This window comes from Stenotrophomonas sp. CFBP 13724 (assembly GCF_014841975.1).
GTDB classification, from domain to species: Bacteria; Pseudomonadota; Gammaproteobacteria; order Xanthomonadales; family Xanthomonadaceae; genus Stenotrophomonas; species Stenotrophomonas lacuserhaii.
In genome coordinates this window covers 391,425-416,802 of sequence record NZ_JACYUW010000002.1, presented here as the reverse complement: position 1 = coordinate 416,802, position 25,378 = coordinate 391,425, and the positions used below count along the sequence as shown (strand labels likewise).

The following is a 25,378-nucleotide window of genomic DNA, read 5'->3' as shown; positions in this document are numbered from 1 at the left end:
GGCGGACAGTCCCCCGTGCGCTGTCCACAAGGCCGAAGCTAGTCGGTTCGAGCCATTGACGACAACGTTTCAGCCCCACTTCAGTGACATGAAATGTCGGAACTGAGACTTTTGGTGTCTAAAATTTGTAAAGGTGAAGGAACTTTCACGTGGTTTTTACGGTCCGGACCTGTCCTTGGCTTGTCCCGCCGTGACCATGCCGACATCGGCCACCAACAAAAAAGCCCGTCGCGGGGGACGGGCTTTCCGTGGGATTCCGCCGAGCATGGCGCAGCGCTACCGGCTACACCCTTGGACCTGCGAGGTGCTGTAGCGCCGAGCCATGCTCGGCGGGGCACCGTCAGCCGCTCAGCCCAGCTTGACCAGCCAGCCGTGGCGGTCTGGCAGACGACCGTACTGGATGTCGGTCAGTTCCTTGCGCAGCGACAGGGTCACTTCACCGGCGGGCGCGTTGATGTCGCCGACTTCGAAGCCTTCGCCCTTCAGCTGGCCGATCGGGGTCACCACCGCGGCGGTACCGCAGGCGAACACTTCGGTGATCTCGCCCGACGCCACGCCCTGCTTCCACTCGTCGATGCTGACCTTGCGCTCTTCCACCTTCATGCCACGGTCGCGGGCCAGCTGCAGGATGCTTTCGCGGGTGATGCCTTCCAGGATGCTGCCCGACAGCTGCGGGGTCACCAGGGTGCCGTCCTTGTAGACCAGGAAGACGTTCATGCCGCCCAGCTCTTCCAGGTACTTGCCTTCGGTGGGGTCCAGGAACAGCACCTGCGAGCAGCCCTGCGCCTGCGCCTTCTGCTGCGGCAGCAGCGAAGCCGCATAGTTGCCACCGCACTTGGCCGCGCCGGTGCCGCCCTTGGCCGCGCGCGCGTATTCGGTGGACAGCCAGATCGACACCGGCGCCACGCCCTTGGCGAAGTACGGGCCGGCCGGGCTGGCGATCACGTAGTAACCGGCCTTGTGCGCGCCGCGCACGCCGAGGAACGCTTCATCGCCGATCATGAACGGCCGGAAGTACAGGCTGGATTCGTCGGCCGACGGCACCCAGTCCTTGTCCAGTGCGACCAGCTGCTTCAGCGATTCGACAAAGATATCCACCGGCAGTTCCGGCAGCGCCAGGCGCTGTGCCGAACGCTGCAGGCGACGACCATTGGCATCGGGACGGAAGGTCCACACCGAACCGTCGGCATGCCGGTAGGCCTTGATGCCTTCGAAGATTTCCTGGCCGTAATGCAGCACCGCGGCGGCCGGATCCAGCAGCAGCGGACCGTACGGGCGCACGTTGGCGTTGTGCCAGCCGGTGTCCTTGTCCCAGCGCACTTCCACCATGTGGTCAGTGAAGTGCAGGCCGAAGCCCGGCTTTTCCAAGATGGCGGCGCGCTCATCGGCGCTGCGCGGATGGGCCGAGCGGGTGACGTCGAAGCTGATGTTGGACTGGGACACCGGATGTTTCCTGTTCTGGTTGCGGTTGTTACCGGGATTCCACCACGCGGGCGGCGTACGGTCGGGTCAGAGCATGCCGGTTTCCAGGCGCGCCGACTCGGACATCATGTGGCGGCCCCATGGTGGATCGAACACCAGTTCCACGTCGGCCTCGGCCACGGTGGGGATGATTTCCAGCTTGCTGCGCACGTCGTCGACCAGGATGTCGCCCATGCCGCAGCCGGGCGCGGTCAGGGTCATCTTGACGTCGACTTCGCGGCGGCCATCGTCCAGGTGCTTGAGCTCCACTTCGTAGACCAGGCCGAGGTCGACGATGTTGAACGGGATCTCCGGGTCGAAGCAGGTGCGCAGCTGCTGCCACACCAGTTGTTCGACCTGTTCATCGCTGGCGTCGTCGGGCAGCTCCAGCGGTGCCGGGGCCTCCTTGCCGATGGCATCGCCATCCCGCCCCGCGATGCGGAACAGGTTGCCTTCGACGAACACCGTATAGCTGCCACCCAGGGCCTGGGTGATATAGCCATAGCTGCCGGCGGGCAGGGTCACCGTTTCGCCCTGCGGGACCATGACGGCCTCGCAGTCGCGTTCGAAGTGGACTGGTTCACTGCTACGGGAATACATGAGGCTCGATCTGGGGGCTGCGGACGCGCCGCGCAAGGCGACATTTTAGCCCAGCGGCCCGGCGCCCGCCCGTGCACTGCGGCAAACCCAGTATCCTGTTGGCATCCAAAGGGAAATCCGCATGCCCTCTCCTGCTGTACGCACCAGGACCGTGTCCTGGCTCTGGCCCGTGATGTACCTGATCGGCGCCGGCACGGCCCTGCTGGCCTGGGTGTTCTTCGCATTGATGACCGGCCGCCAGTTGGGTTGGATGGCGATCGTGGTGGCGCTGGAACTGCTGTTCATGCTGCGCCTGGGCACCCTGCGCGGCGGCGTGCTGCGCGCCCTGCTGGTAGCCGGCGGCACGCTGCTGGTGACCGCGCTGGCCTGGTGGAGCATCGCCAGCGCCTGGCTGGGCGGTTCGATGGGACTCACGCCGTGGGAATCGGCGTTGCGCATGGGCCCGCACCTGGCCTGGACGCTGGTGGGGCTGGCCAACGTCACCGCCGACTGGCTGTGGCTGCCGGTGGCGCTGGTGTTCGCCGCGTGGCTGGGCTGGCAGAAGCGCGTCTGACGCGAAGCCGGTGGGTGACGACCGGCTTTGGTGGGTGACGACCGTTGGTCGTCACGCTGTTGCTTTCCGCTGCGCTCGCCGAGCATGGCTCGGCGCTACCGTTGTGGTCCCCGGTAGTGACGGCCGCTGGCCGTCATGCCGTTGCGCCCGGGGGGCTTCAGTGCCCCCCATCCAGCCCCTTCAGTTCACTCACCAGCGAACCCGCCGCCGCCGCTCCATCGCCGTACAGCATGCGGGTGTTGTCCGCATAGAACAGCGCGTTTTCGATCCCCGCGAAGCCCGTACCGCGCCCGCGCTTGATCACTACCACGTTGCGCGCATTCACCACGTCCAGGATCGGCATGCCGTAGATCACGCTGGCCGGATCGGTGCGTGCCACCGGATTGACCACGTCGTTGGCACCGATCACCAGCACCACGTCGGTGCTGGGGAACTCCGGATTGATGTCGTCCATGTCGGCGATCAGGTCATACGGCACGCCGGCTTCGGCCAGCAGCACGTTCATGTGCCCGGGCATGCGGCCGGCCACCGGATGGATCGCGAACTTCACCTTCACCCCGCGCGCGATCAGCCGCTGCGCCAGCTCCCAGATCTTGTGCTGCGCCTGGGCCACGGCCATGCCGTAGCCCGGCACGATCACCACGCGTTCGGCGAAGGCCATCATTGCTGCCACGTCGGAGGCATCGATCGGCTTCTGCGCGCCGGTGATTTCCTGCGCCTCGCCGCCCGCGCCACCACCGAAGTTGGAGAACAGCACGTTGCTGATCGGCCGGTTCATCGCCTTGGCCATCAGCCGGGTCAGCAGGATGCCGGCCGCACCGACCATCATGCCGGCGATGATCAGCGCCTCGTTGCCCAGCACATAGCCTTCGAACGACACCGCCAGGCCGGTGAACGCGTTGTACAACGAGATCACCACCGGCATGTCCGCCCCGCCGATCGGCAGGGTCATCAGCACGCCCAGCGCCAGCGCCAGCACGAAGAAGGCGATGATCGCCCAGGGTGCCAGCGTGCTGGCGGCGATGATGCCCAGCACCACCACGGCCACCGCCACGATCATGTTCAGCGCCTGCTGGCCCGGCCAGGTGATGCGCCGGTCCAGGCGACCGTCCAGCTTCGCCCAGGCGATCACCGAACCGGACAGCGACACCGCGCCGATGGCCGCACCGGTCACTGCCAGCGTCAGCACCATCGCCGAAGGCTGGCGCGCGGCCAGGTCGGCCAACGCCTGCGCGCTCCAGTGGCTGGTATCGCGGTTGGCCAGCGCCGACCAGCGCAGCAGCTCCACCGCACCGATGGCCGCGGCCGAACCGCCCCCCATGCCGTTGTACAGCGCCACCATCTGCGGCATGTCGGTGATGGCGACCTTGCCGGCTGACCACCACGCCAATCCGCCACCCAACGCCAGCGCGACCAGGATCAGCGGGATGTTGTGCAGTTCGGGCAGGAAGAAGGTGGCAACGGTGGCCACCAACATGCCCAGCCCGGCCCAGCGGATGCCGCTGCGGGCGGTAAGCGGCGAGGCCATGCGCTGCAGGCCGAGCAGGAACAGCGTGGCAGCGACGAGGTAGCTGGTCTTGACCAGCCAATCCAGCAGTTCAGGCGTGCTGACGTTCAAGGTTGCGGCTCCTTGTCGGCGTCGGTGGGCGCCGGCTTGACGCTGGGCTTGAACATTTCCAGCATGCGCGCGGTGACCACGTAACCGCCGGCGGCATTGCCTGCGCCCAGCACCACCGCGACGAAACCGAGGATCTTCTCCAGCGGGGTCTGCGCGTGGCCCAGCACCACCATCGCGCCGATCAGCACGATGCCGTGGATGAAGTTCGAACCGGACATCAGCGGGGTATGCAGGATCACCGGCACCCGCGAGATGATCACATGGCCGGCGATGGCCGCCAGCATGAAGATGTACAGCGCCACGAATCCGTCACTCACCGGCACGACTCCCGCTCTGGATGTAGGCCCCATCATAACCACGCGCTGAACCGCGCGCGCTGCGCTGTCAACGCGGGCTGCCTGCACGCGTTGTCCATGGTGAGCCCGACGAAGGACCCGTACCCTGTGCTGGTGAGCAGCCCCCTGGCCCCGACCGCCGACGCACCGCCTGCATCGCTGGACCAGTTCCTGGCCGGGGTGGGACCGCGCGCGTTCCGCTTCGCCGAGGCCGGCCTGCGCCATCGCGAGGATGCGCTGGACGCGGTGCAGGACAGCCTGATCCGCATGCTGGACTACCGGGAAAAGCCGGCCGCCGAGTGGCCGCCGCTGTTCTGGAGCATCCTGCGCCGGCGGGTGATCGACCTGCAGCGCCGACGCCGCTTCCGCCTGCCGTTCTGGCGCGACAACGTGGACAGCGACGGTGAGCCGGTGGACTGGGCCGATGAGGGCCCGGGCCCGGCCGACGTCCATGCCGGGCGCGAACAGTACGATGCGCTGGTGCAGGCGCTGCGCGCGCTGCCGCCGCGACAGCGCGAAGCCTTCACCCTGCGCGTGCTGCAGGACCTGGACGGCGCCACCACCGCACGCGCCATGGGCTGCAGCGAAGGCGCGGTAAAGACCCACCTGGCGCGCGCCCGCGACGCGCTGAGAACCCTGATGGAGGATCCGACGTGAGCCGCACCCTGCCCCCCGACGACCAGTTGCAGGCCCTGCACCACCAGGCCGTGCAGGCGCTGTCGCCCGCCACCCTGGCGCGCCTGCGCAACGCGCGGCATGCCACGGCGGCATCGCGGCGGCGACCCGCCTGGTGGATGGCTACCGCCTTTGCCGGGGTGGCCGCGCTGGGCGTCGGGCTGAGCCTGCAGATGCGCTCGCCGCCTTCACCGTTGCCTGCGGTGGCGCCGATGGTGGCCGCGCTGGAAAGCGATGGCGCCGCGCTGGATGAAAACCCCGATCTTTACCTGTGGCTGGCCAGCACCGACCTGGCGATGGAGTAACCTGATGAACGTTTATCCGCCTTCCCGCCTGTTGCCTGTGCTGCTTGTACTGCTGAGCGTTGGTGGCGCGGCGTTCGCGCAGGAGGCCGCGCCGCCGGCTTGGGAACAGCTGACCCCGGCCCAGCGCGACGCACTGGTCGCCCCGCTGCGCGACCGCTGGAACAGCGCCCCGCCCGCGCAGCGCCAGCGCATGCTGCAGCACGGCCAGCGCTGGCAATCGATGACACCGGAGCAGCGCGAACAGGCCCGCAAGGGCATGCGCCGTTTCGATGGCATGAGCCCGGAGCAGCGCGAACAGGCGCGCGCGCTGTTCGCCAAGATGCGCGGCATGACCCCGGAGCAGCGCACTGAACTGCGCGCCCGCTGGGGCACGATGAGCAACGACCAGCGCCGCCAATGGGTACGCGACAACCCGCCGCCCCCGCGCAACCGCGACTGACGCGCCGACGCTCCGGTAGTGACGGCCCCTGGCCTTGGTGGGTGACGACCGTTGGTCGTCACGCTGTTGCTCCCGGTAGTGACGACCGTTGGTCGTCACGCTCTCGCCCCGGTAGGTGACGACCGTTGGTCGTCACGCCGTTGCGGTTGAGACTACCGCTCAGCCACCCGCCACCCAGCGCGTCTTGGCCAACAGCTCATCCTCCCAATCAAACCGCACCTCCCCGTCATGCACGAACAGGCTGACGAAGTTCAACACATTGCGCGCATACATCTCGCTGGCCTGCGCCGCGCCCAGACTGGCCAGGTTCAACGGGCCATCCACGACCACCCCAGCGTGCTCGATGCACTCACCCGGCACGGTCACCGCACAATTGCCGCCACTTTCCGCGGCAAGATCCACGATCACGCTGCCCGGCGCCATCCCTTCCACCATCGCCTGGCTCAGGATCACCGGCGCCGTGCGCCCCGGTACCGCCGCCGTACAGATCACCACGTCCACGCCGCGCAGATGGTCGGCCAGCCGCTGCTGCTGCAGCGCGCGCTCCTCATCGGTCAGCGCACGCGCATAGCCGCCCTCGCCGGCCGCGCTGACGCCAAGGTCGAGAAAGCGCGCACCCAGCGACTGGATCTGCTCACGCGTTTCCGGTCGCACATCGAAGCCTTCCACCTGCGCGCCGAGCCGCCGCGCCGTGGCAATAGCCTGCAGACCGGCCACGCCCGCGCCCACCACCAGCACCTTGGCCGGGCGCACCGTGCCCGCCGCGGTGGTCAACATCGGGAAGAAGCGCGGCGCCCGCTCGGCGGCGATCAAGGTCGCCTTGTAGCCAGCCATGCCCGCCTGTGAACTCAACACGTCCATCGATTGCGCGCGGGTGGTACGCGGCAGCAATTGCAACGGAAACAGCTGCAAGCCCGGCTGCGTAACCAGTGCAGCCAGCACCGCATCGCGCGCCGGCTGCAGCAACCCGACCACACTGGCACCGGGCTTCAACCGTGCCAGCCGCGCAGGCGCGGGTGACTGCACGCAGAGCAACGCATCGATATCCGCCCAGCGGCTGTCATCGACCAGCAGTGCGCCGGCATCCAGGTAGGCCTGGTCAGGGAAGCCCGCCGATGTGCCCGCACCGGCCTCGAACCAGACCGTGGCACCGCGTGCGGCCAGTTTCTTCGCCGTTTCCGGGGTAAGCGCCACACGGCGCTCTCCTGGTGCGGTTTCCTTGACCCCCAGCAACGCTACGGACATACGCTTCCCCGCTGATCGGTAATCAGCCGATAGTAGCGCGCCCCACGCGCCGTTGCTGGCCTGGCGGCCTGCCGCCGGCGAGCGGCTTCATCTATCCCACGACAAGGGCAGCGTCCGGCATCAGGATGCACTGGAGGGTGAGGTCGTGCGCGCCGCGCCTGCTGGCAACCTCGTCCATCCACGTACTGTCATCGTGATATTCAATCGCCGAGAGCAGCCCGTTCTGGCAATGCAGCACGGCCCTGAGCGGCGTGAAGCCGCCGGCGACGCTGACCGTCACCTCGGCCAACGGCCCGTCATGCCCAGCGAGCGGCAGCGCAAGGCCGTTGTCTACCACTGGCTTGCCCCGCGACGTCTGGTGCAGGCGCATCGTGCGTCTTCCGGGCAGGCGTTCGATACCCGTAATGCAGAGGATCTGACCGGCCCAGCGGGTCGCCATTTCCGGGTTCAGCTGCGCCTGCACGCAGTGCACGATCAGCACTTCCAACCGACTCAAAGCGGCCTTGGGCGCAAACAGCCGCGAGAATATCGACATCATCCTTGTCTTCTCCTGCCTGGGTGGCCACACCGGCCACAGGCTCCATGTCACTACACCGGACCCCACCGTGAAAGTGTCAAATACGACGCGATGCGGTTCCGCCAAGGCGCGATGGTATATCGGCCCGTGATGCCTTGCTCCGTTCATCGTGGCCGACATGCTGGCGCTACGTTTGTGACCCAACGCGCGAGTACCGCTTCGCACGTGCGCCGCGCGGATGAGCGGCACCCGCCCTCTATATTTCGACAGCGTGCACTGCGGGCTGCGCGCACTCGGCCTAAGGATAAGACTGGAGGTGATTTGAGCGTCGCTCCCTCTCATGCAGGATGTTGACGACAGCCCATCCGGTGCCCAGCCGGGAAGGCGTGCCCTCCGGCTGGCTTGACCTGCATAAGAGGGGCCTGTTCCACCACGCATGCTGCTTTGGCCGCCGACGCTTTTGACGGCGTACTGTCATCCAAACATGGGCTGGTACCAGAACATTCCCTTTTCCCTCAGCCAGGGAAATCTGACGCCATCGAAAATCGACAGCTGCGCCATGTCGATGCCGTAGCGGCTGAAAATTGAGATCAGCTCCATCAGGTCATCATCCCCAAGAGATGTCGCCACGCGCAAATATATTGAATCGCCCGAACCCTTGATCTCTTCAATCGCAGAAACGGATGCAAGCCAGGCAAACAGGTTTTCTTCGTCGCGAGGCGAGAAGAAAGTTAAATCAGCTATCGCTAATTGAACGACCCCACCCTTATCCATCTCAGACTCCGCATACTTTTTCCTATCCAACACGCTTGAGCCAAGCATCAGGAAACCCGGCCGGAGAGACGTCACATAGCCGCTATAAAAGTCGGATTCAACTTAGCTCACATCCATCCACCACGTAGTTCCATCTACCTCCTGCGTCAAGACAGCCATCTATATCCAACTGGCGGACCATCCAAAGCCCAGTAGATAAGATCACAAAAGCCAAGAGCACTAGCATTACCAGGCTTCTTTTACATGTCATCTCAGCACCGCTGCCGGCAATCCTGCGGGATGATAGACGGAGCATACATCGCTTCAGGAACCTGGTGTCGAGCGCACACGTCCATGCTCAGCCCCCTCACTCCTCGCTTGCCCCCGATTACAGCAACCTCGCCGTCCCTGAAAAACATCAAGCGTGCACCGTCTGAAGAGATCAGTGAAATCAGATCTCGCGATGCGCTTCCCTCTTAAGACCGCCCTGCCCCGCCGATTACATTCAGCACAGCCATACTGGCTCATCTGGCGACTTTCTCGTTGCAGTAACGAAGACTATCCACATCGGTATCCCAGTAAGTTCCCGCATAAATCAGGGTCTCACGCCCCCGCGCTGATAGCTCAATATCATGTGAAAGCCTTCCATTGCAAAATATCATCCTACGACCCATAGCGACGAATCTGTCGGATCGTAACGTCCAGTCATGTCGCCTTGCTAAATCAATGAAATGTCTGGAGGCCACGTCGACTGTCAAGGCCGCCTTGGCTTCAGCCGTCCTCCCGATAAATGTTCCGCGCGATAGCGCCTTTTGCGTTCGAACATCACTATTTTCCGGTAATTCCAAATCTTCGTTAGCCGCCCGTAATTCCATGCCGCTTGGTCGGCCAGACCAATCACCTCGAACCAAGCTTTGTGTAACCAACCGCCAGCTCATCACGATAAATATACAGACCAATGCCATAAGGGCGAATTTGGATTTCACCACCAATCTCCCAAGCTTACGTCACCTCGAGGGACTCAGCAGGCGATAGCCCGCGCCCTAGTCCGACGCCAGCTCGGTCGAATTGTCGGCGTGCGGAGAATGATAAAAGCCCGCCGCCACCATGTACCGCAGCAGTTTGGCGAGACGCGCTGGTCATTCTAATCGCCCCCATCCCCGAACACCTCCGTGTACCAAAATCCACTTGGATCCCTGAATTTCTTTGATATTTCTGGAACATCCAAACGCTTTAGCTCAGAAAACGGAATCAGATAGCGACGGAAAAGTGATATGAATTCAAGTGCATCGTCAAACGTAAGCTCCCCCCTATCAACAATGGCGTATATGGCTCGCCCCTGACCAAATACGTCGCACACTGATCCAATACTTTTCAACCATGTGAAAAAGTAAAGCTCATCCTGAGCGGAATAGAACTTGACACCAGCCATCTCTATTTCGAGGGGCTCTTGGCTACTCATCGTCGTCTGTCTCCTGGGCATTCATTGTCGTGAGCCCCACCCTTTTATCTTGCACGTCCTGGTGCGAGCCTCGGTGCGCTGAACCGCCCCACCCACTGGGAACCCCTACGTTACCATCCGCGTCCGCCCGTGTAAGAGTGCCCCTTCGGGCTACGGACCCTACTTCGGCCCGTCCTTCGGCGGACATGAACCTTTCGCGTACCTGGCAAAGCGGGAGCCGCCACGCCACCCGGATAGATGACAGAAGCCAGTCGCTCCACCTTGGTGTAGGTGTACCGCAAGGTCGTCGCTCCGTGGGTCACCTGACCGCAGCGGTCGTGGCAGTAGTTGATCATTCCATCAGAGATCGCCGAGGTCTGGGCTTGCCCAACCGCCTTGCACCCGCAAACATCGCGCCGCTCTACGTCGCGAGCCGACTGGACTATCCGCAAACCACCAGAAGAGCTTTCCTATTCAGAACCAGCTCAAATTCATGCAAATCTGGAGCCATAACCATTACGTATACCGGCCCCGCCTCATCACCACGCTCGTAAGCGAACAAAAACTTGTCTTTTCCATCGGTTCTTTCCTTACCGAGTAATTTGAATCCATCCGTTGCGTTTATACCTTCCTCGATAGCTCTATGTGAGAACCTTGGGTGCCCACCTATCTGAACTTCGGCCACTGAATCATTCACTTGGATGTTGCCCAAGTCAAAGTCCGGCCCAGGCTCTTGAGGCTGAAACGTGACACCCGGCGGGAGTGCCGCGCAGACGTTGAATCTTTCGCTTAGGACGGTTGCCTCCTGCTCAGCCTGGCAGGCAGTAACCAAGACCATCGCAGCGAAAAACAGGAGCTTAGTTGCAACCGCAGCCATGCCGGATCAACTCGTTTCCAGCCGTCAAAATATCTTTGATGTTCTGCTCATTCACAGGAACAGTGAGATTTCTTCCCATAACGTCCTCCCGAGAGTTTGCAACTGCGCAGGCGGCGAATTTGCCAGCTGCGCGACTGGACTGGCAATTAGCGACACAGTGGAAGTACTTATCGCTGCCGATCGTGCGATCTTGCGACATGTCTTAATACTCGCCAGCTTGAACAACCGCCGCAACCGGAGCAGAGACAGGGAACGCCAAGGCCTCCAATGCACCTTCACCCTGCTTCTCCAATCAAACATAGCGTCGACTCAGCCTAAATCACTCATGCATAACCAAGCATGCGAAAGCTCCTGACAGGGCCAGGAGAAATATAATGGCATTCACAACGAAGGCGATCAGTACGAGCCGATGCGCTCTACACTCCGCGGAGTACACAGCCCCCAAGCCCCTGAAGGGAAATTTCTGAAAAAAGTGATCTCGCTCGAGAAGCTGGGGAGAGCCCAGCCTGACCCACGCATCCCGATCTCTACTCCGCAAACGCGCTACCGCAATACCCCGTATCACCATAATCGACACCATGAGGACGAAGGATATGGAGAACAGCCAAAACCCTAAATCAACAGTCAGCATTCGCATTTACTCCACACTACTCCGTCCTCGCTAGCTCTTGAAAATCCCCCGATATAGCTAGCGGATGCGTCCCAGCCACCCTGGCCTCCCCATCCGACAGACTTCACAGCCCCGAGTTTCACTTCGTACAAGGCAGCACCACCACCAACAGCAGCACCGATCGAGAGTAGGCTCGCTGGACCAACTAGGTCGCCGGGATCAACCAACATCAGGTTCCCGCCGGATAGAGTAACGTTTGAGACGGTGAGAGTTACAGGCGAACCGACCCCTATACCCGCGCCGGCGAAAACCACGCTTACAGTCGCAGCTCGCCCCGCCAAGCACTCAGACGTCAGGGTTAGTTTCGCAGACCCAACGCTTCCAAACCCCGTGTCCATGATTCGGGGGCTAGATCAGGTCTCACCTCAGAACTTCACCCTACTGTAGACCAAGTTCAATTCTTTATCGTGCATCACCCATCGATTAGTATTGCCCTCTAGACATAAGTAGGACGTGCCTGCGTTGCCCGATGCGCGTGACCGAGCTGCACGAGCGAATCGCGGAAACCGCTGCATCACGCTGCTGTCCGGTATCTCTAGCTCTGTCGTTTTTCTACACTCTTCCGGCAAGACAAAAGCTCCGCTACTGGGAGCAAAAACCAACCATGACTCATTTGTGTCCATATCGTGCGCCTCACGAATATCCACGGCATCTTCAGGCAACCACAGCGGCAGCCATTTGGAATCGCCAATTGCCTGCATCGCTTGGGCTTGATCGCGATTGGCATACTCGTTGCTCGCAACTTCGACACATCCTGAAATTGCAATAATCAAAGTTATTGCCATGAAAGGCTTGAAGATGCCCACTGTAGGTTTCCAAATAATTAAAATGGGAAGTTCCCGCCTGGGCGATAGTTTCCGCACATCTGCGAGCAATTCCCTGCAGATTTCATTTGCCCTGACGATCGTCCAAGCAGGTTTGCTAATTGATCAGCCGCCGAGTCGTCAGCAGAATCCCCTTTAATCCTCTGATCGAACCATTCGCGCCCGTCGCTTATACACTGGGCAGCGGCCACTCCTCCCATGCCTTTCTGCGCAGCTTGGCAATTCGCCATACAATGAAAATATTTGTCCTGACCGATCCATTCCTTGTGTGCCCCACCAACTGCATGGGTGGCTGACCACTGGTTAGCGTACTGTTGGCCAAAATCGCCCGCTCCCGCGGCGAATGCGGCCGGTAAGCCGAGCGCCTCCAAACTTCTATTAACGTAATATCTCCAGTTAACTGTATAGGCCCCAGTCTCTGACTTACTGACCCCAGGATGGAATTCCTGCAATCCTAAAGGGCCAACGCGGGTGATCGGAACTCCGCCGGCATAGGGGTAGGTGCCGGCCCCACCCGCCAACCCAATCGGATCACTCTGCACATACCGCCCCACCCCAGCATCATAATCCCGCTGGTAGTTGTAGTTCAGCCCACTTTCCGGCGTCACCTGCTGCCCCGGAAACCGCAGCGCGAACCCGAATGCAATCCCATCACCATCCGGATCCTCATTCGCAGCATCCGCCCCGAACGCCTCACCCGTCAGCGCCCACTCCCACACCGGCACGTTACGCGTCGCGTCGATGATCACACGTGGTGTGCCCAGATGATCCGGCTGCACGTAGCCCAGCGCCGGCACACCCGCGCTGGATTCGCTGAACACCGCAATCGGATAGTTCTCCAGCCACACCACCTGTTGCAGTGGCACCCCGCTTGCGCTGTATTCGCCCAGCCACTGGCCTGATTCGTCGTATAGCATCGAGGTGGTCTTGCCGCCCGCCTGCCGAAGCACGCGCTCGCCCCGGTGGTTATAGCGGTAGAGTCCCAGCGAAGTGGCTCCCTGCTTGACCTTTCCCAGTCGGCCAGTGCTGTTGTAGGCGTAGGTCAGGCCGTTCATCTGCGTCGTATTGCCCGCTGCGTCATAGGCCCGCGCCTGTCCACCCACGCTGGTCAGACGATGGCTGGTAGCCGGATAGTGATACGCCAGCGTTCCGGCAGCGCTGCCGGCCTGCGACCGGTTACCGGTCGCGTCCCAGCCATAGGTATGCGTCGGCATCCCCGCAGCATCCGCCGCCTGCAACAGGCGCCCCATTCCGTCGTAGCCGTAGCTTGCGAGCACGCTTCCGGATGCACCGGCACGCAGCTGGGTAAGCGCCCCCACTTCGTCATATCCAAATCCGAGCTTGAGCCCACCGTTCGACGCATCGCTGACGCTGCTCACCCTGTAGTCCTGGTCATGCGGACGTTTCAGGCGACGTTCGTTTCCATAGGTCCAGCCGGTGATCGGGCCGAACGGCGCATGGCCCACCTGCTTGACCAGAACCTGCCGAGCCAAGGTTCCACGCTTCAGTCCTACCTGGGTGACGCGGCCCTGCGCATCCCGCATGTAGTCGGCCACCGCCCCACCGGGATAGATGACAGACGCCAGTCGCCCCGCCTTGGTGTAGGTGTACCGCAAGGTCGTCGCTACGTTGTTGATCGTCTGGATCTTACGGGTCACCTGACCGAAGCGGTCGTGGCAATACTGGGTAGATCCACCGGGGTGAACCACGCGTCCAACCCGGCCGATCGCGAAGCGCTCTGTCGCTGCGCATGCCGCCGGTGCGACGTCGTACTGCACCCCCACGTCTTGAGTGGGATCGGGATAGGCGATGGATGTAACGCGGTTCAACGCATCATAGCTATAGGTCGCAGTGGCGCCACGCGCATCGCTACGCGTCGCCATGTTACCTGCGGCATCGACGGTCATCGTGTCGCTCCCCGTGTCCGGGCTGGAAAGGACCAGCAGGTCGCCGAAGCCGTTGTAAACGAAATAGTCTAAGCAGCCGGTCACACCCCACCAGGACTGTAGAAAAAGAACGCTGCAAACAGCGGGAACTGCGCGATGATTAGAACAACCAGGATGACCTTGTTGATGAACCTGGAAAACCAGAAAACCAAATAATTAAGAAGAATTATTCCAAGAGGTAGACCTATCCAAAAGGCGGAGCGACTGGTTAGCATCACGCTGGCGAGGCCCTCTTCAGACCCACGCTTGTAGGCACCGATTCCGCAGGAAAGTGCCACGTTCCAGAGAAAGATGGGCAACGTTCAAGTTTATTGAATCACCCGAGCCCCTTATCTATTTAATGGCAGCAATGGGTCCAAGCCAGGCAAAAAAGACTCTCTTCGTCGCGCATCGAAAAGAAAATTAGGTCATATATTTCCAACACAACGAATGCACTACATTCCATTTCAGCCCTCCCAGGGCAATGCTTCAATCTTCGCGCGGTTACTCCACCGTCTCCGCTCGAGTCTGTCCATTCGCGGGCCGGGGCAGCATCCCAACCGCGCCGTCGCATTGCCCACTCCGCCCTCCCAAACTGGCCGACCGAAGCAGTCGATGACGACACACCAGAAACCGGCAGCCCTCTATTGCCATACGAAGAACTTGCAGTCCGCCTGCTCTTTCCCGCACAGGAACACCCATTTTGTCGCGCCAGACGAGTAGGCCCATGCATGGCGACCATCTTGAACCAATGCATCAATTAGCATGTTGTCTTCAACGCTTGGAGATCGCTCCCCCTCGTAGGGAACCAACTGCGAAACGAAACTTATGTATTCACGTCGGTCAAAGCTGAAGCTTCCGCGTGCGACCGAGAATTCGACGTCAGTCGTTATTTCCAAGCTGCGACTAGAACGGGGAAGAAAATCCGGGAGCCATCCTTTTTCTATAATTCCTGACGCGCTCGCTGAAGCAAGATCAGAGTAAATTTCCGTTTGCCCTCGGCATCCAGATGTGAGTACCACGACAAGAGCAATCAATAAGCAGTGGCGAATCTCATATTTCATAGGTGCCTCAAGGCAAGTAGCGCGGATTTATGCCTCTTACAAGAAATGTAGAGCACGCCTTTTGGCATGATTCATCTCTACCTGCAACCTCCCTACCGAGTGCGTTTGCCGCTTCGTCAGCACGACGATCTTCGTTATGCATGCCAGCTCTTTCCTGTACGTCCTCCCGAGAGTTTGCAACTGCGCAGGTGGCCAATTTGCCAGCTGCGCGACTGGACTGGCAATTAGCGACACAGTGGAAGTACTTATCGCTCCCGATCGTGCGATCTTGCAACATGTCTTGATACCCGCCAGCTTGAACAACCGCCGCAACCGGAGCAGAGACAGGGAACGCCAAGGCCTCCAATGCACCTTCAACTCTGCTTCTCCAATCAAACACATACTCACCACCGTCGCCTCTAGATATACCTTCTGGCTTCGATTGCAACCCATAAGGATCAATCAACTGCAATGGCCGCCCGCTTCCATAGCCGTAGGTATCAAGCCCACCGACGAACCCAATCGGATCACTCTGCACATACCGCCCTACCCCCGCATCATAATCCCGCTGGTAGTTATAGTTCAGCCCGCTCTCCGGTGTGTATTGTTGCCCCGGGAACCGCAGCGCAAATCCGAACGCAACCCCATCTCCATCAGGATCCTCGTTCGCCGCATCCGCACCAAACGCCTCACCCGTCAGATTCCACTCCCAGATCGGCACATTACGCGCCGCATCAATGATCACGCGCGGTGTCCCCAGGTGATCCGGCTGCACGTAGCCCAGCGCCGGCACACCCGCGCTGGATTCACTGAACACCGCAATCGGGTAGTTCTCCAGCCACACCACCTGCTGCAGTGGCACCCCGCTTGCGCTGTATTCACCCAGCCATTGGCCGGATTCGTCATACAGCGTCGTGGTGGTTCTGCCGCCCGCCTGCCGCAGCACGCGCTCGCCCCGATGGTTATAGCGGTAGATTCCCAGCGAAGTGGCTCCCTGCTTGGCCTGCCCCAGTCGGCCGGCACTGTTGTACCCGTAGGTCAGGCCGTTCATCTGCGTCGTATTGCCCGCTGCGTCATAGCTCCGCGCCTGCCCACCCACGCCGGTCAGGCGATGGCTGGTAGCCGGATAGTGGTACGCCAGCGTTCCGGCAGCGCTGCCGGCCTGCGACCGGTTACCGGTCGCGTCCCAGCCATAGGTATGCGTCGGCATCCCCGCAGCATTCGCCGCCTGCAACAGGCGCCCCATTCCGTCGTAGCCGTAGGTCGCGAGCACGCTTCCGGATGCACCGGCACGCAGCTGGGTAAGCGCCCCCACTGCGTCATATCCAAATCCGAGCTTGAGTCCACCGGTCGACGCATCGCTGACGCTGCTCACCCTGTAGTCCTGGTCATGCGGACGGTTTAGACGACGTTCGTTTCCATAGGTCCAGCCGGTGATCGGGCCGAACGGCGCATGGCCCACCTGCTTGACCAGAACCTGCCGAGCCAAGGTTCCACGCTTCAGTCCTACCTGGGTGACGCGGCCCTGCGCATCCCGCATGTAGTCGGCCACCGCCCCACCAGGATAGATCACAGAGCCAAGCCGTCCCGCCTTGTCGTAGGTGTACTGCAGGGTCGTTGCGACATTGTTGATCGTCTGGATCTTACGGGTCACCTGACCGAAGCGGTCGTGGCAATACTGGGTAGATCCACCGGGGTGAACCACGCGCCCAACCCGGCCTATGGCGAAGCGCTCTGTCGCTGCGCATGCCGCCGGTGCGACGTCGTGCTGCACCCCCACATCTTGAATGGGATCGGGGTAGCCGATGGACGTTACGCGGTTCAACGCATCGTAGCCATAGGTCGCGGTGACGCCACGCGCATCGCTACGCGTCACCCTGTTGCCTGCGGCATCGACGGTCATCGTGGCGCTCCCCGTGTCCGGGCTGGAAAGGACCAGCAGGTCACCGAAGCCGTTGTACTGATAGCTAGTATGCAGTCCCTCGGACGCGCTCATTTGATGCAATCTTTCTCAGGGCAGAAGAAACGGCCGAAGATACATAGCGGCTGAATTGCATCAAAGCGACGGCGGTCGACACGTCAGCACCCAACCTTTCAAAATGCGAGAAGAGTCTCGAGGCTCACGCTCGAGTGCCGACCCCAGAAACGCTTCGGCGCCTCCAAGTCCCGTCCTTGTCACATGGCAACTCTGAGCGCGGGCAACACTCGTTGGCGACATTAAACAAACTCTTACCGGCTTATCTGGCACTTTCCGCCTTACAGTAACGAGGACTATTCACGTCAGTTTCCCAGTACGTTCCCGCGTATATCAATGCTTCAGCCCCGCGTGCAGACAGCTCAATATCGTGTGCAAACCTGCCATCGCAGAAGATCATCCTCCGGCCCCTAGCGACGAATCGGTCAGATCGTAACGTCCATTCATTTCGCCTTGCCAAGTCAAGGAAGTGCCTTGAGGCCACCTCGACCGTCAACGCCGTCTTGGCTTCAGCCGTCATGCCGATAAATGTCCCGCGGGACAACGCTCTCTGCTTTCGGACATCACTATTCTGCGGGAATCTCAAACCCTCGTTAGCGGCCTTTAATTCCCCGTCGCTTGGTCGGCCAGACCAATCACCTCGAACCAGACTTCGCGTAACTGATAACCAACTTATCACAATAAAAGTACACACCAATGCAACTAGAACGAGTTTGGCTTTCACCACGAACCTCCCCAGCTTCCGTCACTTCGAGATACCTCACCAGGAGAGAACCCGCCACCTATTCCGACGCCCACCTCAGTCGAAGTGCCCGCGTTTGGAGAATAATTTAACCCTCCGCCCACGCCGCGATAGCCGCCTGCACCCGAAATTCCGAACCCCCCGAGATGATCATCGACCTTGGCGCCCGTGGGAACTTCGCATTGATTGAGCCACCCAATACTCAGCGAAGCCTGCAGGCGCCCATTGGGAGAAGGATAAGGTCGACTTAGTCCGCCAGTCACAAATGTGTTCCCGCTTCGAGAAAAAGAGCGAGACGCGCCAAAAACATAGAATGACACACTGACCTTGACAAAGTCAGGGGAGCGAATGTTGTGCCCTTGGCCCCACATTTTCATCTCGTTTGGACTCCCCACCACCTGTAGTCCGAGTGGATCAACCGATCGCAATGGATCTCCCTCCACATACCCATATGTGCTAAGCCCGCCCAATAACCCAATCGGATCACTCTGCACATACCGCCCCACCCCCGCATCATAATCCCGCTGGTAGTTGTAGTTCAGCCCGCTCTCCGGCGTCGCCTGCTGCCCCGGGAACCGCAGTGCAAAACCGAATGCAATCCCATCGCCATCCGGATCCTCATTCGCAGCATCCGCCCCGAACGCCTCACCCGTCAGCGCCCACTCCCACACAGCCACATTACGCGCCGCATCAATGATCACGCGCGGTGTCCCCAGGTGATCCGGCTGCACATACCCCAGCGCAGGCACACCCGCGCTGGATTCACTGAACACCGCAATCGGATAGTTCTCCAGCCACACCACCTGTTGCAGTGGCACCCCGCTTGCGCTGTATTCGCCCAGCCATTGGCCGGATTCGTCATACAGCGTCGTGGTGGTCTTGCCGCCCGCCTGCCGCAGCACGCGCTCGCCCCGGTGGTTATAGCGGTAGATTCCCAGCGAAGTGCTCCCCTGCTTGGCCTGCCCCAGTCGGCCGGCACTGTTGTACCCGTAGGTCAGGCCGTTCATCTGCGTCGTATTGCCCGCTGCGTCATAGCTCCGCGCCTGCCCACCCACGCCGGTCAGGCGATGGCTGGTAGCCGGGTAGTGATACGCCAGCGTTCCGGCAGCGCTGCCGGCCTGCGACCGGTTACCGGTCGCATCCCAGCCATAGGTATGCGTCGGCATCCCCGCAGCATCCGCCGCCTGCAGCAGGCGCCCCATTCCGTCGTAGCGGTAGGTCGCGAGCACGCTTCCGGATGCACCGGCACGCAGCTGGGTAAGCGCCCCCACTGCGTCATATCCAAATCCCAGCTTGAGCCCACCGGTCGAGGCATCGCTGACGCTGCTCACCCTGTAGTCCTGGTCATGCGGACGGTTCAGGCGACGTTCGTTTCCATAGGTCCAGCCGGTGATCGGACCGAATGGCGCATGACCCACCTGCTTGACCAGAACCTGTCGAGCCAAAGTTCCACGCTTCAGGCCTACCTGGGTGACGCGGCCCTGGGCATCCCGCATGTAGTCGACCACCGCCCCACCAGGATAGATCACAGAGGCAAGCCGTCCCGCCTTGTCGTACGTGTACCGCAGGGTCGTTGCGACGTTGTTGATCGTCTGGATCTTACGGGTCACCTGACCGAAGCGGTCGTGGCAATACTGGGTAGATCCACCGGGGTGAACCACGCGTCCAACCCGGCCGATCGCGAAGCGCTCTGTCGCTGCGCATGCCGCCGGTGCGACGTCGTACTGCACCCCCACGTCTTGAGTGGGATCGGGATAGGCGATGGACGTAACGCGGCTCAACGCATCGTAGCCATAGGTCGCAGTGACCCCACGCGCATCGGTACGCGTCACCCTGTTACCTGCGGCATCGACGGTCATCGTGGCGCTTCCCGTGTCCGGGCTGGAAAGGACCAGCAGGTCACCGAAGCCGTTGTACTGATAGTTGGTATGCAGGCCTTTTGGATCGGTAACGCGCGTAACGTTGTCCAGCGCGTCGTACTGCATCAGGGTTTCGGCCGCGACACCCGTACTGTCCTGCAGCGAACGCGCCAAGCGATTCAGCGCATCGAAACCCTGCGTGCTGGGGCGAAGCAAGGCGTCGGTGACGAGGGTCGGATTGCTGTTGGCGTCATAGCCATAGGTCGTAGCGTGGTTACCTGCGTCCTTGAGCGCGGTCAGCTGGCCCAGCGTGTCGTATACGCGTGCCAATGTGCGGCGAAGCGTACCTGCGTTGTCTAGCGCCTTCTCCTGCAGGCGATTTCCCGCATTATCCAGAACATAGTGCAGTGTGTTCCCTGCCGTGTCGGCGATGTCGGTGAGCCGCTGCGCGGCATCGTATTCGTAGGTGACCGCACTACCATCAGGCTGGTTCACCTGCTTGACGTGGCCTGTCGGCCAGTACGCGATCGAAGTAACCCGGTCGTCCGAGGTGGTTGCGCCACGGACGATCACCTGTGTCGGCCAGCCACGGGCGTGGTACCGATAGTCGGTAATTACATTGTTCGCGTCCCGCGAGGAAAGTATCCGCCCCGCCGCGTCGTAGGCCAGCACGTCGACCTTGTGCCCGAGACCGCTGGTGGTGCTGCGCAGATCGCCTTTGCGGAGCGTACACGCGCCGGTGCTGCCGCAGCCGGTATCGTCAGCGGTGTAGTACGCGTAGGTGACGGTGTCGGCCACGCCGCTGCGCGGGCCGTCCACGCTGCGCAGCAGACCAACCTCCGGACAATCAGCGCCCACCGTTTCGCAGTAGGCAAACGTGGTCACGCGTGTCTGCCCGCTGACAAGGTCCTGCATGGTGACCGAGACCGGCTGCAGCCTCGCATTGCGCGTGATGCGGGTTTCACGGTTGGCTTCGCGCTGCAGTACGACGCGATTGCTGCCGACCGCTACCTGGGTGGTCGACACGCGCTGCTCGGGCAGTCCGACCGCTTCGGTCACCGTGTGGCTCTGCACCGCACCCGCGGCGGGATCATTGATGTCTGCATACAGGTGGCTGGTCGTCGTGCCGCGACGGTCCGTGACGCTCTGCACGCGCCTGCGGAAATCCGTGGTTTCAGGCAGGTAGGTTCGGCTGATAGTTCCCTGGGAATCGGTGATGCCATTGACCTTGCGCGGCAGGCCACTGGTGCCTGAGGCCGTCAGCCCAAAGTTCGACTGCCGACCGAGCGCATCGGTCACGACGGTACCCGTCGCGGTATAGGCCAGTTTGACGCCGTCCACGCCGACGTCGCTCTGCGTGCAGTCGCCCGAATGCCGGCTGCAGGTGACCCGGCCTTTTTCGTCGTAACCGAACCAACTGAATCGCTGGGCATCTTCGGCAGTGATGCCGGTCAGGTGCTGGGGGAAGCGGCTGTCTTCATAGTGGTACGTCCGCGTGCCACTGTCGGGGTAGGTTGCCGAAAGCAATTTGCCGTCGCTGGCGTACAGATATGAAGCCACGACGGAGTCGCCGATTGAGAGCGAGGAGATGACCGCGTCGTCGGAGGGCAACTGATACTGCAGCGTCAGTTGGCGGCCCGTCGAATGCGTGATGGACATCAGGCGCCCGCGTGCGTCATGGACATACTGCAACCAGGTGCCGTCTTCGAATTCACGCCATTGCAGCCGCCCTGCTGCATTGAAGACCATGACTTCGTCGCGGCGCCGCAGCGTCCAGTCGGTGCCCTGCTGCGACACCCGATCGCCGCTGCCATTGTTGGCCTCGTACTCTGTCCCTTGCTTGACGAAGGCGATGTGGCTGCCATCTGCCTCCACCAGGCCGACCTTCAGTTCGGTCCCGGCAGGCATCGTGGTCGTATCGACGCCCATGGCGAGCCGGATGTTATGTGAGTGCGTCCAACCCGGACCAAAGGCACCACCGGCCGTACTGCTTTGGGAGTGATAGTAGCGTTCGAAGGTCAGCCAGCTGACGGAAAGGTCGTCCTCAGTTTCGAACTTGTCACCTGTCGTGGGATCGCATGGATTGCCGACCTGGCACTCGTTGGTGACCGGGCTGCTCCAGTAGGTGAGTCCTATAGCACCAGCCCCTTCATAATCAGGTGCCATGCCGCATGCACCGAGGCCGGAGTTCCACTTCAGCAGGATGCTGTTCGGACAGGCGACCGTGCGATTCCGTTGCGCATATGCCCTCCCCGCCATCGCACTACAGGTGCCGTCGCTCTCCTGAAGGTACAACACCCGCTGAAACTCGGATTCTTCGGCGGTATTGTTGACCTCGTCGCCGCCGGGGCCTGCTGAAATGCGCTTCCAGTCGGGTGCGGAGATGGTGGCTGCGGGGCACTGGGGATCACCCAAAGACACCAGGTAGCTCAGGAGCTGCTCTTCACTATCAAAATTCCGCGATCCCGACGTGTACTTCCAAGGCGACCGGTTCATGGCCTGCGGCTTAACCCGATAGGCGTAGATTGTTTTTTCTTCAAGAATGGTCTGGTCGCGTATCTCCCACGAGAAGGCACCAAACTGTTGATACATTTTCGAAGGAGGCTTCAATCACGCGCTGGGCGTCACGTTCGGTCGGCAAAGGCTGCCCACCGGTGGTGGCGTAGGTGTGCCAGCCCTTGGTGACTTCCTGCGCGCGGGCCAGACCAGGCGCCAGAATGAGCATAAGCACAGTTACCGCGCACATGCGCGGGACTGCCATTGAAAACGTCAACATCCTTGTCTCCATCCGTTGAGAACGTGGTGGCAGCCGCAACCAACACGGCAGCCCGTGCGCCATCAGAACCCAGGAAGGAGGTGAATGTTTGTGCCCGGCGTCTCGGTTAGCGCATTGCAGGTTTGAGACAACCGGGTACCGGCTGACGCCGCTGCGCCCGCCGAGCATGGCTATGCCGGTCGTCCTGACCGGCACCCTGCGCCCGCCGAGCATGGCTCGGCGCTACCCAGCCAATCAGTGGACGGTGGTGCTTCCGCGCGGATCCAAGCGATCGATCACGCCCTGCATGGCACTGTCGAAGGCGCCGTCATCCACGTGCGGGCGCAGGCGGCCCAGGCGCACCATCACCGCCAGTTCTTCCGGCGATGCGACGCAGAAGCGTACGCCGCGGCGGTTGACGAACAGCAGGCGCTGCGAGATCGGACTGATCCACGACAGCTTGCCGGCCTGCACTTTGCCGTCCTTGTCGATGAAGTCCAGCCAGATGCCGACTTCCATGCGGCGGAATCGATCCGCGTCCGCATTGTCGAAATTGTCGTCTTCCACCGATGCGGTCACTTCCACCGATGCCGTATCCGATGCCGGCGGGGCGGGCAGTACCACCTGCGGCAGCTCAGGCAGGGCGCGCTCCAATTCCGGGCGCGACTCGGCGATGCTCTGCAGGGTGTCGTGCAACGCATCGACGGCGCGCGCGGCGCCATCACCGTGCACGCCGACGCTGGCGAACACGCGCCCCAAAGCCGGCTGCCAGGCCTGCAGCCACGGCTTGCCGACGATCTTGCGGCGCGCTTCGGCCACTTCGTCCAGCAGGCCGTCGGCCAAGGTCAGGGCTTCGGCCACGGATGCACCTTCTTCGCCTTCGCGCAGCAGCGCCAGGGTCAGGTGGTGCTGCCACGGCTGGCGCAGGAATTCAGCGATCGCCTGCGGCAGCGTGGCGTCGGCAATACGCCGGTCCAGCTCGGCACTGGCGCGGGCGCGGGCCATTTCCAGTTTCTCCTGGCCGCGCTGGGTTTCCGCGGCGCGCCGCTCGGCGATTTCAATCCGGCGCCGATGCTGGGCCAGGAAATCGCGGAACTCTTCTTCCAGGGTCAGGAAGATGGCGAGGTTCTCATTGAACTCCGCCACCAGCCGTTCGATGATTTCTTCGACCTTGCCCATCAGCACGCGCTCGGCCTGGCTTTCGCCGGTGTTGCCTTCGCATGCTTCGGCCAGCGAATTGAGCAGCTTGCGGGCCGGATGGGTCTTCTGCACGAACATGCGGCGGTCCAGCATGGCGACCTTGACGAAGGGCACCACCAGCCGGCCGATCAGCTCGCGCGAACGCCCTTCCAGTTCACGCTCGTCCAGCATCACGTCGAACAGCATGCCGACCAGGTCGATGGCATCTTCGTCCTGCGGGTCCAGCCGGGCCTGGCTGGGATCCACACCCAGCTGGGTGGCGTTGGACAGCACTTCGCTTTTCAGGCGCTGCGCCAGCGATTCGCCGTCTTCGCCGATCGCCGCGCGCAGCGTGGCACTCGGCGTGGCCTGCAGCAGCGACAGCACCGACATCATTTCGCGCTGGCTCAGCGGTCGCTGCTGACCCACCGCGACCTGCGCGGCGGACGTGGCGTCCTCGCGCACATGGCGGGTCTGCCGCAGCAGTTCGTGCAGCGCATCCAGCAGCATGCCCTGCTCACCGCCAGCACTGCCGTGGCCCCCGTCATCACCGGGGTGCCCCTGCAGGTTGCCGCGCTGCTGGGCCCAGCGGTCCGTGAAGCGCTGCGCCCACGCCGGTGCGCCCTGGCTGCCATCGGCGCCGTCGGCGCCGGGCGGATGACGCGGTTCCACCAGATCGTCGAGCATGCCCTGCGGCGGCGGGCTGGGGGCCCGTTGCGGGGCCGCACGGCGCGGCGCGGAGACATTCGGCAGCACCCCGGCCTTGGCCAGGTGGTCGTCGATTTTTTCGTAGATCTTGCCGATCGGGGCGTGCAGGTCGCGCTCACACAGCTTGATCAGCACCAGCCGCACTTCCGGGGCCAGCTCACAGCCGGCGAAGGCTTCGTGGATGGCTACGCCCAACTGCTCAGGGCTGATCGGATTGGTGTCGGCGTCCAGTTCCAGGCCGCCACCGATCCAGCCCAAGCGCAGGTCCAGCCGGCCCAGCACGGACTTGAAGTCGCGCAGCAGCAGCATCGCGAACTGACGCACCGCCAGCCGCGATTCCAGTTCGTGCTCGCCGACCAGGCTCAGGCCGTCGTCGCGGTGCCCGGAAAGCGTCGCTTCCGCCGACAACGGCGCGCCGCTTTCAAAGGCGTCCCAGCTGCGCTGCAGGTGGGCGGAGAAACCGTCACTGATCTCCTGGCGGCGGCGACGCAGTTCACGCATGCCGTCCAGGAACAACAGCTGGGAGGCGCCTGCGGTAGCGGCGCGATCGAACAGCACGTCGTCAAACCGCGAAAGCACGGTCGTGAACGCAAGCGTGATGGCCGGCAATGCCGCCTCACGGACCAGCATGAGCTGGGACGCGTCGCGTCCCGGCGCTCCCATCGGACTGGGCGTCACCATGCGAGAAGGCTCCCCACCTTCGCAGAATCTCGATACGACAACGATGACATGACTGCCCGCGCCTCCCCAGCGTGAGCAGATCGATGGTAGGCCGTCCACGCCACTGCGGACAGTGAAACAGTCCTCACTTCCGCACCCCATGACCAGACGACCGGCAAGGTACGTATCGTAAGCGCTGCAGGGCCTGCAGCGCGAGCG

Annotated in this window: 20 protein-coding genes; 4 read left to right on the top strand and 16 right to left on the bottom strand. The window is 62.1% G+C overall.

All coding sequences use genetic code 11. The features are described from left to right. Positions 1 to 348: 348 nt before the first annotated feature. Positions 349 to 1,443: a branched-chain amino acid aminotransferase gene (locus tag IFT63_RS12865; RefSeq protein WP_042613067.1), complete on the bottom strand. Its 1,095-nt coding sequence runs from the start codon at positions 1,441 to 1,443 to the stop codon at positions 349 to 351. 66 nt (positions 1,444 to 1,509) lie between these two features. Then, the gene (gene sufT, locus IFT63_RS12860; RefSeq protein ID WP_042613066.1) at positions 1,510 to 2,061 is read right to left on the bottom strand and encodes a putative Fe-S cluster assembly protein SufT; all 552 of its coding nucleotides are present in this window, start codon (positions 2,059 to 2,061) and stop codon (positions 1,510 to 1,512) included. A gap of 121 nt (positions 2,062 to 2,182) precedes the next feature. Between sufT and IFT63_RS12855 the strand changes: the two genes are divergently transcribed. Further along, the gene (locus IFT63_RS12855) at positions 2,183 to 2,614 is read left to right on the top strand and encodes a hypothetical protein (RefSeq protein ID WP_042613065.1); all 432 of its coding nucleotides are present in this window, start codon (positions 2,183 to 2,185) and stop codon (positions 2,612 to 2,614) included. Positions 2,615 to 2,771: 157 nt separating this feature from the next. Here IFT63_RS12855 and IFT63_RS12850 read toward each other — a convergent pair whose 3' ends face one another. Beyond that, positions 2,772 to 4,232, bottom strand: a complete 1,461-nt coding sequence (locus tag IFT63_RS12850) for an NAD(P)(+) transhydrogenase (Re/Si-specific) subunit beta (RefSeq protein WP_182657535.1) — start codon at positions 4,230 to 4,232, stop codon at positions 2,772 to 2,774. Continuing rightward, positions 4,229 to 4,549 (bottom strand): NAD(P) transhydrogenase subunit alpha, encoded by a 321-nt coding sequence (locus IFT63_RS12845; protein ID WP_042613078.1) that lies wholly within the window; start codon positions 4,547 to 4,549, stop codon positions 4,229 to 4,231. The genes IFT63_RS12850 and IFT63_RS12845 overlap by 4 nt, the downstream gene beginning before the upstream one ends. A 96-nt stretch (positions 4,550 to 4,645) precedes the next feature. On the opposite strand from IFT63_RS12845, the gene IFT63_RS12840 reads away from it, so the two are divergent. Genes IFT63_RS12840 through IFT63_RS12830 form a run of 3 tightly spaced genes read left to right on the top strand, consistent with a single transcriptional unit; the run spans position 4,646 to position 5,986 of the window. Then, a complete protein-coding gene (locus IFT63_RS12840; protein ID WP_192084489.1) occupies positions 4,646 to 5,224 on the top strand; it encodes an RNA polymerase sigma factor in 579 nt (192 codons plus the stop codon). Further along, a complete protein-coding gene (locus IFT63_RS12835) occupies positions 5,221 to 5,547 on the top strand; it encodes a hypothetical protein (RefSeq protein WP_192084487.1) in 327 nt (108 codons plus the stop codon). The genes IFT63_RS12840 and IFT63_RS12835 overlap by 4 nt, the downstream gene beginning before the upstream one ends. A 4-nt stretch (positions 5,548 to 5,551) precedes the next feature. Next, positions 5,552 to 5,986, top strand: a complete 435-nt coding sequence (locus tag IFT63_RS12830) for a DUF3106 domain-containing protein (protein ID WP_192084486.1) — start codon at positions 5,552 to 5,554, stop codon at positions 5,984 to 5,986. A gap of 159 nt (positions 5,987 to 6,145) precedes the next feature. Here IFT63_RS12830 and IFT63_RS12825 read toward each other — a convergent pair whose 3' ends face one another. The 12 genes from IFT63_RS12825 to IFT63_RS12765 form a co-directional block, all read right to left on the bottom strand. Beyond that, the gene (locus IFT63_RS12825; protein ID WP_192084484.1) at positions 6,146 to 7,231 is read right to left on the bottom strand and encodes an NAD(P) transhydrogenase subunit alpha; all 1,086 of its coding nucleotides are present in this window, start codon (positions 7,229 to 7,231) and stop codon (positions 6,146 to 6,148) included. A gap of 91 nt (positions 7,232 to 7,322) precedes the next feature. Next, entirely contained in the window at positions 7,323 to 7,769 is a 447-nt protein-coding gene (locus tag IFT63_RS12820) for a hypothetical protein (RefSeq protein WP_192084482.1), read from the bottom strand. A 453-nt stretch (positions 7,770 to 8,222) separates the two neighbouring features. Continuing rightward, on the bottom strand, positions 8,223 to 8,522 hold the full coding sequence (locus IFT63_RS12815; RefSeq protein WP_157825189.1) for a hypothetical protein: 300 nt from the start codon (positions 8,520 to 8,522) through the stop codon (positions 8,223 to 8,225). Positions 8,523 to 9,025: 503 nt separating this feature from the next. After that, positions 9,026 to 9,487, bottom strand: coding sequence for a hypothetical protein (locus IFT63_RS12810; protein ID WP_192084480.1), 462 nt, complete (start codon positions 9,485 to 9,487; stop codon positions 9,026 to 9,028). Between the two features lie 158 nt (positions 9,488 to 9,645). Then, entirely contained in the window at positions 9,646 to 9,963 is a 318-nt protein-coding gene (locus IFT63_RS12805) for a hypothetical protein (RefSeq protein WP_192084478.1), read from the bottom strand. A gap of 421 nt (positions 9,964 to 10,384) precedes the next feature. After that, complete coding sequence (locus tag IFT63_RS12800; protein ID WP_192084476.1) at positions 10,385 to 10,819, bottom strand: hypothetical protein; 435 nt, start codon at positions 10,817 to 10,819, stop codon at positions 10,385 to 10,387. A 1,035-nt stretch (positions 10,820 to 11,854) separates the two neighbouring features. Continuing rightward, on the bottom strand, positions 11,855 to 12,295 hold the full coding sequence (locus tag IFT63_RS12790) for a hypothetical protein (protein ID WP_192084474.1): 441 nt from the start codon (positions 12,293 to 12,295) through the stop codon (positions 11,855 to 11,857). A 17-nt stretch (positions 12,296 to 12,312) separates the two neighbouring features. Then, a complete protein-coding gene (locus IFT63_RS12785) occupies positions 12,313 to 14,220 on the bottom strand; it encodes an RHS repeat-associated core domain-containing protein (protein WP_192084473.1) in 1,908 nt (635 codons plus the stop codon). 662 nt (positions 14,221 to 14,882) lie between these two features. Further along, on the bottom strand, positions 14,883 to 15,302 hold the full coding sequence (locus IFT63_RS12780; RefSeq protein ID WP_152620584.1) for a hypothetical protein: 420 nt from the start codon (positions 15,300 to 15,302) through the stop codon (positions 14,883 to 14,885). Positions 15,303 to 15,309: 7 nt separating this feature from the next. Next, positions 15,310 to 17,277, bottom strand: a complete 1,968-nt coding sequence (locus IFT63_RS12775) for an RHS repeat-associated core domain-containing protein (protein WP_192084471.1) — start codon at positions 17,275 to 17,277, stop codon at positions 15,310 to 15,312. Positions 17,278 to 17,976: 699 nt separating this feature from the next. After that, positions 17,977 to 22,449, bottom strand: a complete 4,473-nt coding sequence (locus tag IFT63_RS12770; RefSeq protein ID WP_192084469.1) for an RHS repeat-associated core domain-containing protein — start codon at positions 22,447 to 22,449, stop codon at positions 17,977 to 17,979. Positions 22,450 to 22,867: 418 nt separating this feature from the next. Then, positions 22,868 to 25,162, bottom strand: a complete 2,295-nt coding sequence (locus IFT63_RS12765; RefSeq protein WP_192084618.1) for a DUF1631 domain-containing protein — start codon at positions 25,160 to 25,162, stop codon at positions 22,868 to 22,870. Between the last annotated feature and the right edge of the window lie 216 nt (positions 25,163 to 25,378).

Coding starts and splice junctions, on each gene's coding strand:
- IFT63_RS12785 (WP_192084473.1), bottom strand. CDS start 14,220: ATGACCGTCGATGCCGCAGGTAACATGGCGACGCGTAGCGATGCGCGT.
- IFT63_RS12805 (WP_192084478.1), bottom strand. CDS start 9,963: ATGAGTAGCCAAGAGCCCCTCGAAATAGAGATGGCTGGTGTCAAGTTC.
- IFT63_RS12765 (WP_192084618.1), bottom strand. CDS start 25,162: ATGGGAGCGCCGGGACGCGACGCGTCCCAGCTCATGCTGGTCCGTGAG.
- IFT63_RS12770 (WP_192084469.1), bottom strand. CDS start 22,449: ATGTATCAACAGTTTGGTGCCTTCTCGTGGGAGATACGCGACCAGACC.
- IFT63_RS12780 (WP_152620584.1), bottom strand. CDS start 15,302: ATGAAATATGAGATTCGCCACTGCTTATTGATTGCTCTTGTCGTGGTA.
- IFT63_RS12840 (WP_192084489.1), top strand. CDS start 4,646: ATGGTGAGCCCGACGAAGGACCCGTACCCTGTGCTGGTGAGCAGCCCC.
- IFT63_RS12800 (WP_192084476.1), bottom strand. CDS start 10,819: ATGGCTGCGGTTGCAACTAAGCTCCTGTTTTTCGCTGCGATGGTCTTG.
- IFT63_RS12825 (WP_192084484.1), bottom strand. CDS start 7,231: ATGTCCGTAGCGTTGCTGGGGGTCAAGGAAACCGCACCAGGAGAGCGC.
- IFT63_RS12775 (WP_192084471.1), bottom strand. CDS start 17,277: ATGAGCGCGTCCGAGGGACTGCATACTAGCTATCAGTACAACGGCTTC.
- IFT63_RS12830 (WP_192084486.1), top strand. CDS start 5,552: ATGAACGTTTATCCGCCTTCCCGCCTGTTGCCTGTGCTGCTTGTACTG.
- sufT (WP_042613066.1), bottom strand. CDS start 2,061: ATGTATTCCCGTAGCAGTGAACCAGTCCACTTCGAACGCGACTGCGAG.
- IFT63_RS12815 (WP_157825189.1), bottom strand. CDS start 8,522: ATGGATAAGGGTGGGGTCGTTCAATTAGCGATAGCTGATTTAACTTTC.
- IFT63_RS12855 (WP_042613065.1), top strand. CDS start 2,183: ATGCCCTCTCCTGCTGTACGCACCAGGACCGTGTCCTGGCTCTGGCCC.
- IFT63_RS12820 (WP_192084482.1), bottom strand. CDS start 7,769: ATGATGTCGATATTCTCGCGGCTGTTTGCGCCCAAGGCCGCTTTGAGT.